We start from the raw sequence: 1,404 nt of genomic DNA, 5'->3' as shown, positions 1-1,404 counted from the left end.
TAGTAGTGGTCGGAAGAAATTCTGACCACTTTTTTTATGTTTCTTTTTTAAAAATCATATTGGGATCACCTCCAGTATGAGTTATAATTATTGCAATTGCAAGGTTCCTAATTTCCATTTTCAATCTTCTTTTAGCTGTTTTATATCCTAGATTATTGGTCTTTTTATATAGTAAAATTAGCATCGCAGTAATTAAGGACATATAAATCATTACTTGTATACCGTTTTTATTTAATGATAAAAAATGTTTTACGTTAAGTTCTTGCTTTATAAATCTAAAAAAGACTTCTATATCCCAACGTTTTCTATAATAATCTGTAATTTCTTTAGCAGACAGATCCATAGCATTAGTTATTATCCAAAATTCTTTTTCAGGACTGCTTTTACTTTTAGCTATGACAAGCCTCAATGGGTTTTCGACTTTTTCTTCTCTATAATGCGTATTTCCTTTACTATTTTTTATAGGGACACCAGTATAGAACTTTACTATAGCGTCCTTTATCAATACAAGCTCCCCCAAGTCTTTTTGTTGATGTTCTTCTATAAGGGATTGTACCTGTTGATATTTTCTGTTTTCCCTTGCCCTAACAATAAAAGAGATCTTTTGGTCATCAAATTTTTTCATGGTTCGGGAGGATTGTAACCCGCGATCTATCACATAGATATTAGTATGGTCTTTCTGCTTTTTTACATGGTTAAGAATTGTTTTTGGTAATGCATTCTCCTCGGAAGTATAGGTTTGTGAATCAAATACTTCTATACCACTAGGAAGTAGACCATCAAACAACATACTATATTTAATAAACTTTTTACCATTATTTTGATTGATTCCTGCTTTTAATTTTCCTGCTAGTTCAGAAACAATAGTACTATCTACACGTATCAGGTTATATTTAGTTTGCTCAATAGTACTATATTGATTTGAAAATTGCTCATATATACAATCAAAAATCTCTTTAAAATAACCGACATCAATTTTAGAGAGTCTTTCAGAGATAGAACTCCTTCTAACGGTTTCTGAATTATCTAAGTTGAATAAGGTTTTAAAAATAGGATCATTAAAGGTGTCTTCTAAACTACGCTGGCTTAGTTTTTCATTTTCTAAAATACCATAAAGTAGCAGGTAAAACATTTTTTTGCCATGAAGAACCTTAGCATAATAATCTACTTTTGTGTTGATGGATAATTGTGAAAGGAGGGATTCGGGAATGATTTGCAACAATTCGTTTACAGAAATTTTATGATCTTTAAATACTGACATAAAGGGATGATTATTAGTATATAAGATACAAAAAACACATGTGAAAACCTAAGTAAAAAACTAAAAACCAGTCGGTTAATCCTAGTGAGTTTAGAAATATAAAAACAAAAAGGTCGGAAGATTTTTTCTTCCGACCACTACTA

General features: G+C 30.2%; 1 protein-coding gene. It reads right to left on the bottom strand.

Annotated features, from left to right (window positions below; all coding sequences use genetic code 11):
* Positions 1 to 34 precede the first annotated feature (34 nt).
* The gene (locus Q4Q39_RS20575) at positions 35 to 1,261 is read right to left on the bottom strand and encodes an IS4 family transposase (protein WP_303284478.1); all 1,227 of its coding nucleotides are present in this window, start codon (positions 1,259 to 1,261) and stop codon (positions 35 to 37) included.
* Positions 1,262 to 1,404: the final 143 nt, after the last annotated feature.

Source organism: Flavivirga amylovorans, assembly GCF_030540875.1.
In the GTDB taxonomy this organism is placed as follows: domain Bacteria; phylum Bacteroidota; class Bacteroidia; order Flavobacteriales; family Flavobacteriaceae; genus Flavivirga; species Flavivirga amylovorans.
This window is presented reverse-complemented; position numbering and strand designations above follow the sequence as displayed.